Annotated in this window: 16 protein-coding genes and 1 pseudogene; 5 read left to right on the top strand and 12 right to left on the bottom strand. The window is 70.8% G+C overall.

Annotated elements, in window-relative coordinates; translation table 11 throughout:
• A partial coding sequence (locus AC2W7J_RS07685; protein WP_485981973.1) for an alpha/beta hydrolase occupies positions 1-446 on the top strand: 446 nt, incomplete at its 5' end.
• Here the strand turns inward: AC2W7J_RS07685 and AC2W7J_RS07680 are convergent.
• From AC2W7J_RS07680 to AC2W7J_RS07665, 4 genes are read right to left on the bottom strand one after another with little or no spacing between them, the layout of a single operon-like run.
• Complete coding sequence (locus AC2W7J_RS07680; protein ID WP_485981972.1) at positions 415-1,710, bottom strand: kynureninase; 1,296 nt, start codon at positions 1,708-1,710, stop codon at positions 415-417. The two genes, AC2W7J_RS07685 and AC2W7J_RS07680, sit on opposite strands and share 32 nt — an antisense overlap.
• Positions 1,707-2,549: a tryptophan 2,3-dioxygenase gene (gene kynA, locus AC2W7J_RS07675; RefSeq protein ID WP_192911823.1), complete on the bottom strand. Its 843-nt coding sequence runs from the start codon at positions 2,547-2,549 to the stop codon at positions 1,707-1,709. Before kynA ends, AC2W7J_RS07680 begins: the two co-directional genes overlap by 4 nt.
• Positions 2,546-3,952: an MFS transporter gene (locus AC2W7J_RS07670; RefSeq protein ID WP_485981971.1), complete on the bottom strand. Its 1,407-nt coding sequence runs from the start codon at positions 3,950-3,952 to the stop codon at positions 2,546-2,548. Before AC2W7J_RS07670 ends, kynA begins: the two co-directional genes overlap by 4 nt.
• Positions 3,949-5,280 carry an MFS transporter gene (locus AC2W7J_RS07665; protein WP_485981970.1) on the bottom strand — a complete coding sequence of 444 codons (1,332 nt, stop codon included), beginning with the start codon at positions 5,278-5,280 and terminating at the stop codon, positions 3,949-3,951. Before AC2W7J_RS07665 ends, AC2W7J_RS07670 begins: the two co-directional genes overlap by 4 nt.
• A gap of 242 nt (positions 5,281-5,522) precedes the next feature.
• Here AC2W7J_RS07665 and AC2W7J_RS07660 point away from each other — a divergent pair, with 242 nt between their 5' ends.
• A complete protein-coding gene (locus AC2W7J_RS07660; RefSeq protein WP_485981969.1) occupies positions 5,523-6,173 on the top strand; it encodes a DUF6318 family protein in 651 nt (216 codons plus the stop codon).
• Positions 6,173-7,129 (top strand): hypothetical protein, encoded by a 957-nt coding sequence (locus AC2W7J_RS07655; protein WP_485981968.1) that lies wholly within the window; start codon positions 6,173-6,175, stop codon positions 7,127-7,129. Before AC2W7J_RS07660 ends, AC2W7J_RS07655 begins: the two co-directional genes overlap by 1 nt.
• Before the next feature lie 71 nt (positions 7,130-7,200).
• On the opposite strand, the gene AC2W7J_RS07650 is transcribed toward AC2W7J_RS07655, so the two are convergent.
• The 3 genes from AC2W7J_RS07650 to AC2W7J_RS07640 all read right to left on the bottom strand — a co-directional run bounded on the left by AC2W7J_RS07650 (position 7,201) and on the right by AC2W7J_RS07640 (position 8,973).
• Entirely contained in the window at positions 7,201-7,602 is a 402-nt protein-coding gene (locus AC2W7J_RS07650; protein WP_485981967.1) for a DUF411 domain-containing protein, read from the bottom strand.
• A 237-nt stretch (positions 7,603-7,839) separates the two neighbouring features.
• Positions 7,840-8,451, bottom strand: coding sequence for a DUF305 domain-containing protein (locus tag AC2W7J_RS07645; RefSeq protein ID WP_255185954.1), 612 nt, complete (start codon positions 8,449-8,451; stop codon positions 7,840-7,842).
• An 87-nt stretch (positions 8,452-8,538) separates the two neighbouring features.
• Complete coding sequence (locus AC2W7J_RS07640; RefSeq protein ID WP_421006716.1) at positions 8,539-8,973, bottom strand: hypothetical protein; 435 nt, start codon at positions 8,971-8,973, stop codon at positions 8,539-8,541.
• A gap of 164 nt (positions 8,974-9,137) precedes the next feature.
• On the opposite strand from AC2W7J_RS07640, the gene AC2W7J_RS07635 reads away from it, so the two are divergent.
• Both AC2W7J_RS07635 and AC2W7J_RS07630 read left to right on the top strand, forming a co-directional pair.
• A complete protein-coding gene (locus AC2W7J_RS07635) occupies positions 9,138-10,475 on the top strand; it encodes a YjiH family protein (RefSeq protein WP_485981966.1) in 1,338 nt (445 codons plus the stop codon).
• A 9-nt stretch (positions 10,476-10,484) separates the two neighbouring features.
• Positions 10,485-11,123, top strand: a pseudogene (locus tag AC2W7J_RS07630) (IclR family transcriptional regulator); the annotation flags it as partial.
• A gap of 216 nt (positions 11,124-11,339) precedes the next feature.
• Here the strand turns inward: AC2W7J_RS07630 and fahA are convergent.
• The 5 genes from fahA to AC2W7J_RS07605 form a co-directional block, all read right to left on the bottom strand.
• Complete coding sequence (gene fahA, locus AC2W7J_RS07625) at positions 11,340-12,572, bottom strand: fumarylacetoacetase (protein WP_485981965.1); 1,233 nt, start codon at positions 12,570-12,572, stop codon at positions 11,340-11,342.
• 16 nt (positions 12,573-12,588) lie between these two features.
• Positions 12,589-13,089: a hypothetical protein gene (locus AC2W7J_RS07620; protein ID WP_485981964.1), complete on the bottom strand. Its 501-nt coding sequence runs from the start codon at positions 13,087-13,089 to the stop codon at positions 12,589-12,591.
• Positions 13,056-13,424: a hypothetical protein gene (locus AC2W7J_RS07615; RefSeq protein WP_485981963.1), complete on the bottom strand. Its 369-nt coding sequence runs from the start codon at positions 13,422-13,424 to the stop codon at positions 13,056-13,058. The genes AC2W7J_RS07620 and AC2W7J_RS07615 overlap by 34 nt, the downstream gene beginning before the upstream one ends.
• Positions 13,421-14,632, bottom strand: coding sequence for a homogentisate 1,2-dioxygenase domain-containing protein (locus AC2W7J_RS07610; protein ID WP_485981962.1), 1,212 nt, complete (start codon positions 14,630-14,632; stop codon positions 13,421-13,423). The genes AC2W7J_RS07615 and AC2W7J_RS07610 overlap by 4 nt, the downstream gene beginning before the upstream one ends.
• Before the next feature lie 67 nt (positions 14,633-14,699).
• Positions 14,700-15,533 (bottom strand): GntP family permease (locus AC2W7J_RS07605; RefSeq protein ID WP_485981961.1); only part of this gene is annotated, 834 nt, incomplete at its 5' end.

The raw sequence follows: 15,533 nt of genomic DNA, 5'->3' as shown, positions 1-15,533 counted from the left end.
TCACGACACCGCCGCCTGGGTCGGCACAGCGCTGGCGGAACCTCGTGCTGTGGCGCGGGCTCACCCCGACGCTGCCAGGCACCCCCGTCGTCGCCCTGGCGCCCGTCGCCGACCTCAGCGCAGCCGTCCACGAGCGACTCGGCAACGACGCGGTCCGTGACTGGATCGGCGCCACCCCGGCGGAGGCGCCGGACCTCTACGCCCGCCTCGACTCCCTTCGCCTGCGGGAGGACCGAGCCGCGCGTGCGGCCGATGGCGTGGCGGCACAAGGCATCACGGTCCTCCACGGGGACGCGGACGCGAGCGTCCCCCTTCGCCAGTCGCAGGCTTGGGAGCACGCCGTGCTGGCTGGTGCCGACCACTTCGACCTCATCGACCCGACCTCGCCGCACTGGCCGGCGGTCGTCGACGCGATCAGGCGGAGCGCAGCACCTCGTCGACCATGACGAGCGCCTCGGCCACCTCGCCATAGCTCGTGCTGAGCGGCGACAGGCCGAGGCGGATCCCGTCGGGCTCGCGGAAGTCCGGCACGACGTCGCGGTCCCAGAGCGCCCGGTAGACCTCCCGGAAGCGCGGGTGCGCCAGCGTCACGTGCCCACCCCGCGCCTCGTCGTCGAGCGGGGAGACGACCCGCACGCCGTGGTCGCCGAGCACGTCGTCGACCGACTCGAGGACGAAGCGCCCGAGCCGAGCAGCCTTGTCCCGCACCGCATCCAGCCCCACGGACTCGATGAGGTCGACGGTGTCCTCGATGCCGACCATGCCGAGCACCGGCGGCGTGCCGGAGATGAACCCGCGCATGCCGGCGCCCGGCTCGTAGCCGGGCCCCATGACGAAGGGATCGGCGTGCCCCATCCAGCCCTGGATCGGCTGGCGCAGCCGCGCCTGGTGACGCGCCGCGACATATCCGAAGGCCGGCGCGCCGGGCCCGCCGCCGAGGAACTTGTAGGTGCATCCCACCGCGAGGTCGACGCCGTGCGCGTCGAGGTCGCTGGGCACGACGCCGACGGAGTGGCACAGGTCCCACAGCACCAGCGCACCGGCGTCGTGGGCGAGCCGGGTGATCTCGGGCAGGTCGGCGATCCACGCGGACTTGTAGGCGACGTGGGAGAGGAGGACGACACCGGTCCGCTTGGTCAGCGCCGCGGCGACGAGGTCGGGCGTCACGCCTGTCGCCGGGTCCGGCTCGAGCCAGACCAGCTCGGCGCCGGTCTCGGCCGCGATGCCTTCTGCCACATAGCGATCGGTGGGGAAGTTCTCGGTGTCGAGCACGATCTCCGGCCGCTCCGGACCTGCCGCGGTGACCGCCGCGCGCAACAGCTTGTAGAGCATGACGGTCGTCGAGTCGCCGACGACGGTCTGGCCGGGCGCCGCACCGAGGCACACCTGCCCGATCCGGTCACCGAGCCGCAGCGGCAGCTCCATCCACTGCTCGTCCCACGACCGGATGAGCCGCGTGCCCCAGGCCCCGGCGACGAGGTCGGCGATCCGCTCCGCGGTGGCGCGAAGGGGGCGCCCCAGCGAGTTGCCGTCGAGATAGGCGACGAGCCCGGGGGAGGGCAGGTAGAGGTCCCGGGTGTGGCGCAGGGGATCCGCCGCGTCGAGCTGCGCGGCCCGGGCGCGCAGCTGCGCTGCTCCCGCACCGCTGCACGCTGCTCCCGCACCGCTGCCCACTGCTCCCGCACCGGTGCCCGCCGTCGCCCCGCTCATGCCCCGATCTCCGTCCGCACGGCGAAGAGCTCGGGGAAGAAGGTCAGGTCGAGCGCCCGCTGGAGGAACCCGACGCCGGAGGAGCCGCCGGTGCCCGTCTTCATCCCGATGGTGCGCTGCACGGTCTTGAGGTGGCGGAAGCGCCACAGCTGGAAGTTGTCCTCGAGGTCGACGAGCTCCTCGCAGGCCTCGTAGACGTCCCAGTGCTGCTCGGCGTCGCGGTAGATGTCGGTGAGCACTCGCGTCAGCTCGGGGTCGAGCACGTGGGCCGTGGTGACGTCGCGCTCCAGCACGCGCTGCGGGATCGGGTAGCCGCGGCGGGAGAGGTACCGCAGGAACTCGTCGTAGAGGCTCGGCGCCTCGAGCAGCTCGCTGAGCACGGCGTGCGCCTCGGGGTCGCTGGCATGGACCGGGAGCATGCCGGCGTGCTTGTTGCCGAGGGCGAACTCGACCGCGCGATACTGCCAGGACTGGAAGCCCGACGCGTGCCCGAGGAAGGGCCGGAACTCCTGGTACTCCGTCGGCGTGAGGGTCGCGAGCACGGACCACTGGTCGGTGAGGGTGCGCTGGATGTGCTTGACCCGGGCGATCCGCTTGAGTGCCATGCGCATCTCGTCCTCGGCGAGGAGCGCCATCGCCGAGCGGGTCTCGTGGAGCACGAGCTTGAGCCAGAGCTCGGAGGTCTGGTGCTGGACGATGAAGAGCATCTCGTCGTGGTGCTCGCTCATCGGTCGTTGCGCGTCGAGCAGGGTGTCGAGGGCCAGGTAGGACCCGTAGGACATCTCCTCCCGGAAGTCGCGGTGGACGCCGGCCTCGATGTCGCGCGTGTTACCAGTCACCGCTCCACGGTACGGCCCCGCAGGGCGGCTCCGGCGAGCAACCCGCCGCCGGCGATGACCACGGAACAGGCGATCATGGCGGTGCGAAATCCGGCGTCGAAGGCGGCTGGGTCCTCGACGACACGTCCGGTGAGCCCGGCCAGCGGTGGCACTGCGGCGACACCGAGCAGACCACCGGCGCGGGCGACGGCGTTGTTGATGCCGGACGCGAGACCGGCGTGCTCGTCGGGCGCGCTCGACAGGGCCGTGGCGGTGAGGGGCGCGACCATCAGGGTCAGGCCGAGGCCGAAGACGACGACCCCCGGCAGCACGTCGAGCACGTAGTCGGTGGTCGGGCCGGTGCGCAGCAGCAGGACGATCCCGACGGCCATGATGATCGGCCCGACGCTCATCGGCAGGCGGGGCCCGATGCGCTCGCCGAGGGCGCCCGCGCGGCTCGAGCCGACCATCATGAGCAGGGTCGTGGGCAGCGCGGCGATGCCCGACGCGAGCGGCGACCAGCCGGCGACGACCTGCAGCTGCACGACGAGGAGCAGGAAGACCACGCCCATGCCGCCGTACACGAGGAAGGTCACGACGGTGACGGTCGAGAAGGTGCGCGACCGGAAGATCCCGAGCGGCAGCATCGGTGCCGCCGTGCGGTGCTCGTGGGCGACGAAGGTGACCGCGGCGACGACCCCGACCACCGCGGCCACGACGGCGAAGGGGGGAAGTCCCCCTTCGCCTGCAGCGGTGAGGGCATAGGTCGTGCCGGCGAGCGCGACGACACCCAGCCCCGCGCCGATGACGTCGAGCGGGGCCTGCTGCGACCGGTCCGCCGGAGCGGGCCCCGGCAGCCGTGCGGCGATGGCCAGGGTCACCGCCGCGATCGGCACGTTGATGAGGAAGACCCAGTGCCACGAGGCGAGGTCGACGAGCCAGCCGCCGACGAAGGGCCCGACCGCCATCGCGACGCCACCCAGGCCAGCCCACGCACCGATGGCTCGTGCCCGGTCCTCGCAGACGATCATCGACTGGAGCAGCGCGAGGCTCGCGGGCGTGAGCAGCGCGCCACCGATGCCCTGGACGACCCGTGCGGCGACGAGTGCCCCGGCGGTCGGCGCGAGCCCGCACGCCAGCGAGGCGGCGGTGAACCACGCGACGCCCAGCACGAAGACCCGCTGCCGGCCGAGCCGGTCACCGAGCACGCCGCCGAGGAGGATGAAGGCGGCCAGGGTGAGCGCATAGCCGGTGACGACCCACTGCAGGGTGGCGAAGGGGGCGTCGAAGGAGCGCCCGATCTGCGGCAGGGCGACGTTGACGATCGTCCCGTCGATGCCCGCCATGCCGGACCCGAGGATCGTCATCACCAGCAGCAGGCGCCCCTGCGGGGAGGCCAGGCGCACGCCGCTGGGCGCGGTCACGCGAGGCCTTCGACCTCGGGCAGGCGGCGTGAGGAGACGACGCCCAGGACGCCGAGACCCGCGAGGAAGAGCAGCGCCCAGATGACGCCGAAGCCGGCGATGGCCGAGCTGATCGCGCCGACGAGCAGCAGCACGATGCCCATCGCGGAGTTGGAGACGGCGACATAGGTCGTGCGCTGGTCACCTTCGGCCATGTCGACGACATAGGTCTTGCGCCCGACGCGCACGCCGGTGTGCAGCATCGTCACGAGGAAGTAGGCGGCGACGAAGATCGCATAGGTCACGAGGCTGTCGCCGTCGAGGTCGAGGGACGTGTCGAGCAGCACGAGCACGAGGAGCACGAGGGACGCCAGGGCGGCGCCGGTCGTCATCAGGCGCTTGCTCGAGCGGTCGGCCATGCGCCCGAAGATCCGTCCGCCGAGGAGCGCCGCCAGGCCCGAGGCGATGATGAAGCCGCCGAGGCCGGTCAGCGCCGGCGCGCCCGCCTGCACCGCGAGGGTGACGATGAAGGGCGGGCTGAGCGAGGAGACGAGCAGGAAGCTGCGGACCGTGACGAAGGAGCGGAAGGTCGCGTCCTCGCGCAGCAGGGTGAGCGTCTGCGCGAACCAGTTGTCCTGCTCCTCCTCGCCCTCGCCGAGGTCGCTCTGCGGGACTTCGTCCACCGGCTCGCGCACGCTCCACCACACGAGCGCCACGAGCACCCACAGCACCGAGCCGATGCCGAGGATCGCGGCGAGCGTCTGGGCATCGAGGTCTTCGCCGAGTGCGCGGACGGCGAGGCCGAGGGTGATGGCGACGAGACCGGAGGCGGTCGTGGCGAGGCCGTTGATCTGGCCGCGCTCTCCCTTCGGCACCGTCCTGGCCTGCACGTCCTTGGAGGCGATGGACGTCAGGCACCGTCCGAGGGAGAACACCGCGAGCGCGACGATGATCGTCAGGCCCGCGGCGAGTCCGCTGCCGATCGCGGCGGTGACGGCCATGACGGCGACGGCCACTGCTTGGACGAGGGCGCCGACGAGCGTGACGAGCTTGCGCTGCCGGACCTTGATGACGAAGGGGGTGAGGAAGGCCTGGGGGAGCATCGAACCGGACTCGCGGATCGGCACGAGGGCGCCGGTGAGCGCGGCCGGCACGCCGATGGCGTGGAAGAGCCACGGCAGGACGGTCGAGGCGTTGACCATCTGGTCGCCCGAGGACTGCAGCGCGTTGGCCCCGACCAGGCGAAGGGTGTTGCCCGGCACGTTGCGCTGCACGTCGTCGGGCAGCTCGGCCTCGGCGTCGAGGTCGCGCTTGATCAGGCGCGCATGCAGGCGCTGGGTCGTCGTCACGGCGTCAATCTAGACGGCCCCACCCACAGCGCGTCCGCGGTGGCTAAGTGCGAGACCGCCCGCCCGTCTCCCGATGGCTGAGGTGCGAGGCCGCCCGCCCGTCTCCCGGTGGCTGAGGTGCGAGGCCGCCCGCGGCCGAAGCCTCGAAGCCCCGCCTGTGGACAACTCGACGTGCGAACCTCGCCAATTTCTCTACTGTGGTGGACCGAGAGGGCCCGGTGACGGGCCCGAGGGAGGATCACGTGAAGGCTGTTCGACGACCTGCTGCCCTGCTGGCCGCCATGACCCTGGCCGTTGGGGCCCTGTCTGCATGCGGGGGAGACGACCCTGACGGGGACGGCTCCAGCACCACCACGGCCACGCCCTTGGACCCGTCGTCCTCGTCGAGCAGCAGCTCGGGGTCAGGGAGCAGCACGAGTTCGTCGTCCGGGTCCGGGTCGTCGACGTCCACCAGCGCGAAGGGGGGTGCCCCCGAGTTGCCCGCGGCCGCCAAGGAACACACCGACGAAGGGGCGACGGCCTTCGCGAAGTTCTATTGGTCCGAAGGTGGCGAGGCTCTGAAGAGTGGGGACACGACGACCATTCGAGCACTTGCGTCGGACGAATGTGACGTGTGCGCGACCTATGCGAAGGCGATCGAGCGCGATGCCCGGAAGGGGTTGCACGCCAACGTGAATCCGAGTCGTATTGGCACTGCATCGATCACTGACGAGACCGAGAACAAGTCCGATCGAGTGGTCACGCTTGCCGTGAAGGACTCCGAGTACGAACTCGTGGATGAGTCGGGGGAGTCGACTGGCGTAGCCGACCCAGTCAGCTACGACATCCAGATTTATGTGGATTGGGAGGGGTCGGGATGGGTCGTCGTGGACACATTCATGATCACCGGGTAGTGCGAGTCATCGCCGTTCGGTTCCTACTCTCCCTCTTTTTGTTCTCCCTGTTCTCGCTGCAGATGTCGGCGGCTTCAGCAACGGTCGCCACGGAGCCGAAGCCACGCATTGAGAACCAACGCGTTACTTCTCAGGTCGCGGAGAAGCGGCAGATCCACCGAACCGCCGTCCGGGATGCCCAGATCGGCGCTGAGAACGGGAGCCGCTCCGATCCTTCGGTCAAGGGAAAGTCGATCAAGTTCATTGCACCCCCGAAGAAGTGGATCACCAAGACGATCTTCTGCTCGTCCGGCGGGCTCGACAGCGCATGCAGCGCAACGATCATCGACTGCCGTGCAACGGGGAAGTCGCCACGGATCGTCTACATGAGGGAAGAGGGCTCGAACCAGTGGTACGGGCCATTCAGCCAGTGCGGTGACGGGTACCCGCCTGCTCCCGACACCAACGACCCGACGCTTCCGCGCACGCCTCCGCCGCCGCCGGTGCCGACGATCACCCAGATCCGCGAGGCCTTCCTCGAGCTCCCCTTCGCCAAGCCGACGGTCTCGACCAACCCGGGCGAGGTCGATGGCAAGACGCTCAAGGACTTCAAGACCTACTACGCGGCGAGCTGGCCGGACGAGGGCTTGGCTCCCGGCGACGTGAGCAAGCCGGTCAAGCTGCTGTCGTGGACGATCGAGTTCAAGATCGCGTCGAAGGACTACCGCTACGACTTCGGTGACGGCCACACCTCGGGGTGGACGTCGAGCATCGGTGGTGTCTATCCCGACGGCGACGTGACGCACTCCTACCAAGAGGTGGGCACGAAGGACATCAAGGTCGACGCACGTCTCGTCGGCCAGTACCGCGTCAACGGCGGCGCCTGGCAGGACCTCGGCGCCGTCGCCGACCTTCAGGACGAGCCCGTCGCGGACATCCAGGTGGTCGGGACGCGCACTCGCCTCCAGGCTTACTGACGCACGGGCAGGCTCCCGCCACCGGCACGTGGCAGGAGCCGCCCGTCGGACACCCGGTCGCACGCCCCGATCTACGCGGAAGCCGGCGACTTGTGATCCGCTGGCGAGGAGACCTTCGCGAAGACCTGCGGATCACCATCGGCGATGAGCATGACCTCGTAGGGGTCGAAGCGATCACCTCGCTCCATCCCGGGCGTCCCGACCGGCATGGCAGGGACGCTGAGGCCGCGGGCCCCCTTCGGCCGGTTGGCGATGTACTCACGCATGTGGCGGGCAGGCACGTGGCCCACGAAGAGGTCGCCCCGACTCGTGCGGGCGAGATGGCACGACTGCAGGGCGGCCGGGATGTCGTGCCGGCTCCACACGGCATCGAGGTCGTCCGTCACCTCGGTCGTGACGGCGAAGTCGTGCTCTTCGGCGTGCTCGACCCAGCCTCCGCAGCATCCGCAGGACGGGTCCTTGTAGACGGTCATGGTCACCTGCTCTTCACGAGCAGAGTCCGTGGTGTCCGACGCGCGCCCGGTGGCGTCGCGGGGCGGGTCCGCGGCGGAGGCGGACGTCGACGGAGTGGCACCACCGCCACAGGCGGCGAGGACCCCGAGGAGGGGGAGGGCGAGCAGGGTTCGACGTGTCGTCGTCACGAGAGTCCTTCGGTGGAGTGGGGGCGCCCGGCCGGCGATGCCGGCCGGGCCGGTGGGGAGGAGGCGAGCTCAGAGGGCCTTGCGCATCTGCTCCATCGTCGTGATCTCGGCCTTCTGGTCCTTGACGACGGTCTTGGACAGTGCCAGCGCTTCGGCGTTCTTCCCGGCCTTGAGGTGCTTCTCGGCCATGTCGACGGCGCCCTCGTGGTGCTCGATCATCTGGTCGAGGAAGAGCCGGGACGCCTGCGGTCCGTCGGCCTTCTGGAGCTCAGCGATGTCCTCCGAACTGACCATGCCGTCCATGTGGTCGCCGTCCATGGACGGGTCGGAGCCGTGGCCGCCGTGCTCCATCGGGTGACCCCAGTCCTCGAGCCAGCCCTGCATCTTCGTGATCTCGGGCCCCTGTGCCTTCTTGATCTGGCGGGCGAGGTCGGCGACGTCGGCGTCGACGTCGTCCTTCTCGAGGAGGATGTCTGACATCTCGACGGCCTGCTGGTGGTGCATCGACATGCCTTGGGCATAGGTGACGTCGGCCTGGTTGAAGTCCTCCGCGGAACTACTCGACGAGCTCGACGTGCCGGAGCCGTGGCCGTCCGTGTGCGAGGAGCCGTCCGACGAGCAGCCGGCGAGGGCGAGGGCCGCCGCGGCGGCGAGTGCGGTGATCGGTGCGTGCTTGGGCATGGTGGATCTCTTCCTGACGAAGGGAGGTGCTGGGTGATCGGGGTGCGTCGGGCGGCGCCGTGGTGTCGGGCGCCACCGCTGGGCCGGTCACGTCCGGCTGATGCACAACCTCGTCAGGAGCTCGCGCGACCTGGCCCCGGGTGGGACGTCGTCGACGGGCAGGGGGAGGGCCGTGAGCCAGGTCGGGTGCGCGTGCCAGACCGCCCGACCACGTCCGCGGAGCCTGAGCGCGAGCGACAGGAGGACGAAGAGGCACATGGCCCCCATGGCTCCCGCGTCGTCCATGGCTCCCGCGTCGTCGCACGACCCGGCCGGGCACGAGTCGACGGCCGTCGGGTGGGGCTGCTCGTGACCGGAGGCATGGGCCACCGTCTGGTCGAAGACGGCATGGTGCCCGACGGAGAACCCGTGCATCGCGATGATCCCCGCGATGACCCCGGTCGTGAGTGCGAGCAGGACGGCCGTCCACGCGGGTCCTGCCGCGCGGAGCAGCTCGCGGTGCGCTGGCCTGCTCGTGCTCACGTGACCCACCTTAGGCCAGCCGTCGGATCCTCCTGTGGCCTACCCCCACGGGGTACGAGGTGTCCGAGATCTCGGACGAAGCCTGCGCCAGGACGCTGCGCGAGCACGGGCCCGAGCGTCACGATGGACACCTGCCGGAACACCGTCGTTCACCAGGAGACGCCATGTCCACCGAGAGTCACACGGCTGCCGCGACCGCGGCACCTGCCCACGAGGCGAAGGGGACGTGGCGCTTCTTCGTCTTCAGCGCCATCGGCATCTTCATGTTCTTCGTGCCGATCACCATCGGTGACGCCAACACGATCCCGCTGGACCACCTCGTCTCCGCGATCCAGGAGTACGCGGCGCCGGTCGTCCCCTTCGCGATCCTGGCGCTCGTGGCACTGGGCACCGCGCGCCCCTTCGTCACCGGCTCGTGGCGAGCGAGCACGACGCGCACGATCTTCGCCGTGCTCAACGTCGTCGGTCTGGTCGTCGCGCTGCTCATGATCACCTCGTCGGCGCCGGCGTGGTTGGCGGCGGAGGGGATCGGCCCCTTCCTGTGGGGCAAGCTCGTCATCCCGGTCGGGCTCATCGTCCCGGTCGGCGCGGTCTTCCTCGCCCTGCTCGTCGGCTACGGCCTCATGGAGTTCGTCGGCGTCATCGTCCAGCCGATCATGCGCCCGATCTTCCGCACGCCCGGCCGCTCCGCAGTCGACGCGGTCGCCTCCTTCGTCGGCAGCTACTCGCTCGGCCTGCTCATCACCAACCGCGTCTACCGCGAGGGCAAGTACAGCGCGCGAGAGGCGGCCATCATCGCGACCGGCTTCTCGACCGTCTCGGCGACCTTCATGATCATCGTCGCCAAGACGCTCGGGATCATGGACCTCTGGCTGACCTACTTCTTCGGCACGCTCGTCGTCACCTTCATCGTCACCGCGATCACCGTGTGGATCCCGCCGCTGTCGCGCATCGCCGACGACTACCACCCCGAGGCCACGCCCCAGCCCGAGGAGCTCGTGACCCGTGACCGCCTCGGCACCGCCTGGCGCGAGGCCAAGGCCACCCTCGCCGAGGTTCCCGGCTTCTGGAGCAACATCTGGTCCAACCTGCGCGACGGCACCCTCATGGCGGCGGCGATCCTCCCTTCGATCCTGTCGGTGGGGCTCATCGGCCTGCTGCTCGCCGAGCACACGCCGGTCTTCGACTGGCTCGGCTGGATCTTCGTGCCCTTCACCTGGGCGGCCCAGCTGCCGGAGCCGGTCCTCGCCGGCAAGTCGGTCGCCCTCGGCGTCGTCGAGATGTTCCTCCCGGCCGTACAGGCCGCCGGCATCGACTCGCTCGTCACGCGTTTCGTCGTCGCCGTGGTGGCCGTCTCGCAGATCATCTTCTTCTCGGCGATGGTCCCGTGCATCCTCGCGACCGACATCCCGCTGAAGATCTGGCACCTCGTCGTCGTGTGGTTCCAGCGCGTCGTGCTGACGATCCTCGTCGCCGCACCGGTGGCCCACGTCCTCCTCTAGCGTCGGCGGATGCCAGAGGTCCCGGCGCTGCGCCGCGCGGTCGCGATCCTGCGCCACCTGTCGGGTGCCAACCGGCCGGTGAGTGCCGGTGCGCTGGTCCGCGCGCTCGACCTGCCTCGCTCGAGCGTCTACGACCTCCTCGCCGTCCTCGAGGAGCTGGCGCTCGTCGCCAAGACGGACGGCGGCTACCTCCTCGGCGCCGGTGTCTCCGAGCTCGGCAGCGCCTACGTCCGCAGCGACCCCCTTCGTCGCCAGGCCCAGCCGGTCGTGCGGGACCTCGCGGAGAGCACCGGCGGGACGGCCCAGCTCGCCGTCCTGCGCGGCTGGGAGACGGTCTACCTCGTCAAGGAGCAGGCGGTCAGCTCGGCCGCCATCATCACCGCGACGGGCGTGCGGATGCCCGCCTACCTCACGGCGACAGGGCGGGCGATCATGTCCCGCATGGAGCGCCGCGAGGTCCTCGCGCCGCTCAGCGCGGAGGACGGTTTCGTCAACCGCACCGGCGCCGGACCCGGCACCCATCGCGAGCTCGCCGAGCTGCTCCGCCGGACCCGGGCCGAGGGTCATGCCGTCGAGCGCGGCGAGATCAGCCCGCACATCTGGACCGTGGCCGCCCCGGTCGTCGACCACCTCGAGCGCCCGGTCGCCGCGATCGGTCTGTACGACACCATGCGCGAAGGGGAGGCCCCGCACCCCGAGCGGGAGGCGGCCGCGCGACCGCCGTGCGTCGCGCGGCAGCGGCCGTCACCGCCCGACTGCGCGGGGCGAGGTGACGGCGACCGTCGAGCCGGTCACCACCTGCTTCTCCGGGTGAAAGACATCCCGCGTGCAGAGTCACGCGGGATGTCTTTGAACCAGCCGACCTCACCTCGCCGGCAGGATCGTCCCCACGCACTCACCGAAGTCGATGACCGACCCGTCAGCACCCGGCGCGCGGCCCCGCAGCACGACCGTCTGACCGTCCTCGAGGAAGCGCTGCTCGCGACCGTCGGCGAGCACGAGCGGCTCCTTGCCGCCCCACGACAGCTCCATGAAGGACCCACGCTGGTCGCGCTCGTCGCCCGACACCGTGCCGGAGCCGAAGAAGTCGCCGGGCCGCAGCGAGGCGCCGTTGACGCTCATGTGCGCGACCATCTGCGGCGCGGTCCAGTACATCGCCCGGTAAGGCGGGTGCGAGACGACCTCGCCGTCGAGCTCGACCTCCATCGTGATGTCGAGGGCCCAGTCCTGACCCCCTTCGTCGAGGTAGTCGGCGAGGGCGTGCTCGCGCTCCGGCGGCGACACCCGGGCCGCCTCGAGCGCGTCCCACGGCACGACCCACAGCGAGATCGACGAGGCGAAGGACTTGCCGAGGTAGGGCCCGAGGGGCACGTACTCGAAGCCCTGGATGTCACGCGCGGACCAGTCGTTGAAGAGCACGACGCCGAAGAGGTGCTCCGCGGCGGCCTGCGACACCGACACCTCGCCCTCGGGTGCGGACCCGCCGATCACGAAGCCCAGCTCCGCCTCGATGTCGAGCCGGCGCGACGGACCGAAGCTCGGGGTCCCGCCCTCCTCGGGCCGCAGGCCCTTGGGCCGCGGCACGTCGGTGCCGGACGGCACGACCGTCCCGGCGCGACCGTGGTAGCCGACGGGCAGGTGCTTCCAGTTCGGCAGCAGCGGCGCCTGGTCGGGGCGGAACATCCGACCGATGTTGCTCGCGTGCTGCTCCGACGCGTAGTAGTCGACGTAGTCGGCGACGGTGAAGGGCATGTGCATCGCCACCTCGGCGACCGGCGTCGCGGCGGCGGCGACGATGCCGTCGAGCCCGTCGGTCGTCACGACCTCCTGCAGCCACGTCCGCAGCGGCTGCCAGGCGGTGTGGCCGGCGGCGAGCAGTGCGTCGAGGTTGCTCCCGGACGCCGCGTCACCCACCTCGACGGCCAGCGCGGGGCCGCCGGCACCGGCCACCGCCGGCACGAGGTCGCGCAGTGAGATCGCCACGTCACCGAGGCGCACGCCCAGCCGGGGGTCACCATCGGCGGGGGAGAAGGAGCCGTAGGGCAGGTTGTCGGGGCCGAAGCCCTCGGTCGAAAGTCGTTGTGCCGCAGTCGTCATGGAGTCGTACCTCTCGTCAGGTCGCGGGGAAGAGATCAAGTCGGTGCAGGCTGTCGGCGGGCTCGCCGACGCTGCACGTGCCAAAGCTGGTGAAGGAGTCGCGCCACGCCCCGTCGGACGCCGCGGCGGCCTCGCCGAGGCGCGCCGGGTCGGTCTCGGCGAGCCAGCCGGCGACGACGTCCCGGTCCTCGCCGGCGCGCGCCGCCTGCGTCGCGAGCGCGATGTTGAGGAAGCCGTGGTGGGTGAAGCCCGTCCCGGCGTTGGTGTAGCGCACCGCCTCGTGCAGCCCGGCCGTGAGCTTGAAGGGCAGCCCCGCGGACACCGCGGCGACGAGGACGTCACCGAGCTCCTGCGGGGTGGGGAAGAGGTGCGCCTCGATCCCGCCCGTGCGGTACTTCAGGCGAAGGGGGGTCCCCGCCAGCAGGTCGAGCGCCCCCTGCGAGACCTGGGCTGCCGTCAGCTCCACGTAGACCGGCAGGTCGGTCACCGCTGCGGCCTCGCGGATCTGGGCCCCCACAGCGACCGGTCGTCGGGGGAGGTCTTGAGCTCCACGGCCACGACCTGCAGCTCTGGGGCCACCCCCTTCGCCATCTCGAGAGCCTCGCCGAGCCGGCCCGCCGGCGTGACGACGGAGACCTCGACGGGGCCACCGGAGAGGTCGAGGCCGGCCGCGACCCGACGCGCCTCCGGCAGATCCGCCAGCGACAGCACGGCCGGGCCCACGGCACCCTCGAGGAGCGTCGAGCGCCGCGCGACGTGGTCGGTGACGGCCTGCGCCACGGGCGCCAACCCGGGCGGGAAGGTCGCGGCGTCGTCGAAGAACTCGACGAACTGCTCGGGCACGGCGCTCATACGTCACCCACCCAGCGCCCGCCGGTCCACGACCGCGCGTAGATGCCGTCGTCGACGGCCACGCCACCCTCGCCTAGGTCGAGGGGACGGAAGGTGTCAACCATGACCGCGGTCTCGTCGAAGTACTCCGCGCCGAGCGACGCCTCGACGGCACCGGGCTGCGGGCCGTGCGCGTGCCCGCCGGGGTGCACCGAGATCGAGCCCTTGCCGATGCCCGAGCCCTTGCGCGCCTCGTAGTCGCCGTCGACGTAGAACATGATCTCGTCGCTGTCGACGTTGGAGTGGTAGTACGGCACCGGCACGGCGAGCTCGTGGTAGTCGACCTTGCGCGGCACGAAGTTGCAGATGACGAAGTTGTGCCCCTCGAAGACCTGGTGGACCGGCGGCGGCTGGTGCACCTTGCCCGTGATCGGCATGTAGTCGCGGATGTTGAAGACGTAGGGGTAGAGGCAGCCGTCCCAGCCGACGACGTCGAAGGGGTGCTCCGGCACCGTGTGGATCGTGCCGGCGATGCCGCTCGGTCCGCGCCCGCGGTGCTTGATGTGCACGTCGACGTCCTGCTCGTCGACGAGCAGCGGCTGCGTCGGGCCGCGCAGGTTGCGCTCGCAGTAGGGCGCGTGCTCGAGCAGCTGGCCGTAGCGCGAGAGATAGCGCTTCGGCGGGGCGATGTGGCTGCTCGCCTCGATGGCGTAGAGGCGCGCGGTCTCGCCCTCGCGCAGCACCCACCGGTGGATCGTCGCGCGGGGGATGATCGCGTAGTCGCCCTCGGCGACCTCGAGCGCGCCGAACTGCGTCTCGAGCAGCGCCGACCCGCGCTCGACGTAGACGCACTCGTCACCGATGGCGTTCTTGTAGAGCGGCGAGGTGAGGCCGACGTAGGCGTAAGAGATGCGCACGTCGCCGTTGCCCAGGACGAGCCGGCGCCCGGTCACCGCATCGGTGGTCGCGGCCTGCTCGTCGGTGAAGAGGTCGTGCAGCTTGAGGTGCCGGGGGAGCAGCGGCTCGTTGGGCGTGAGCGTCTGGTCGGGCAGCTCCCACGGTCGCGCCCCGACGATGCTCGACGGGATGTGCCGGTGGTAGAGCAGCGAGCTGTCGGAGCTGAAGCCCTCCTCGCCCATGAGCTCCTCGGAGAGGATGCGGCCGTCGGCGTCCTTGAAGAGGGTGTGCCGCTTGTCCGGCACGGGTCCGACCTGGCGGTAGTGGGCCATGGTCACTCCTTCGTCTGCGGCGGGGTCCCCGCCTGGTGGGTGTCGTGGGGTCGGGTGCGGAGGAGGGTCAGAAGGTCCCGACCGTCAGGCCGAGCGCGGTGACGACGACCAGGCCGATGAGCGGCACGACCACGGTCACGGCGAAGATGTCCTTGTAGGACTCACGGTGCGAGAGCCCGCAGACGAGCAGGAGCGTGATGATCGCTCCATTGTGGGGCAGTGAGTCGAAGCCCGTCGCGGCCATCGCGGTCACCCGGTGCATCAGCTCCATCGGGATCCCCTGCTCGGTCGCCATCTGCGCGAGCTGCTCGCCGAAGGTCGACAGCGTGATCGTCAGGCCACCGGACGCCGAGCCGGTGAGACCGGAGATGCCGGTCGTCGAGACCGCGGCGACGATGGCCGGGTTGTCGCTCACGCCGAAGAAGCCGTCGCGCACGGTGGCGAAGACGGCCAGCGACGCGATGACCGCGCCGTAGGCCACCTCGCTCGCGGTGTTGAAGACCGGCAGGACGGCATTGCGGGCGCCCTCGGTGATCCCCTCGACGTACGAGGAGGCGGACCCCGGCCGCAGGGCGAAGACGAGCAGGATGCCGGCGAGCATCGCGACGGTCACCGACCAGATGCCGGTCACGGCGCTCAGGTCGGTGGCGCCGAACTTCTCCTCGGCCAGGTAGCTGACGTCGAGGGCGGGGAAGACGACGTAGGTGCACAGCGCGTTGACCGCGACGATGACGAGGATCGGGGCGAGCCCGACAAGGCCGGCGAGGGCGGTGGGCTGCTGGCCAGTGCCCTCGGTGGCCATGGCCACGGCGGACGAAGGGGAGGGACGCTCGGCCGTCGCGACCGCGGTGCGTGCGGGGCTGGTCTGCGTGGCGCCGGCACCGTCGTGCCCGTCGGCGTC

The organism is Janibacter sp. CFPM2_SD2 (assembly GCF_057364645.1).
Note: the sequence above shows the minus strand (reverse complement) of the source record. Positions and strands in the feature narration are given on the sequence as shown.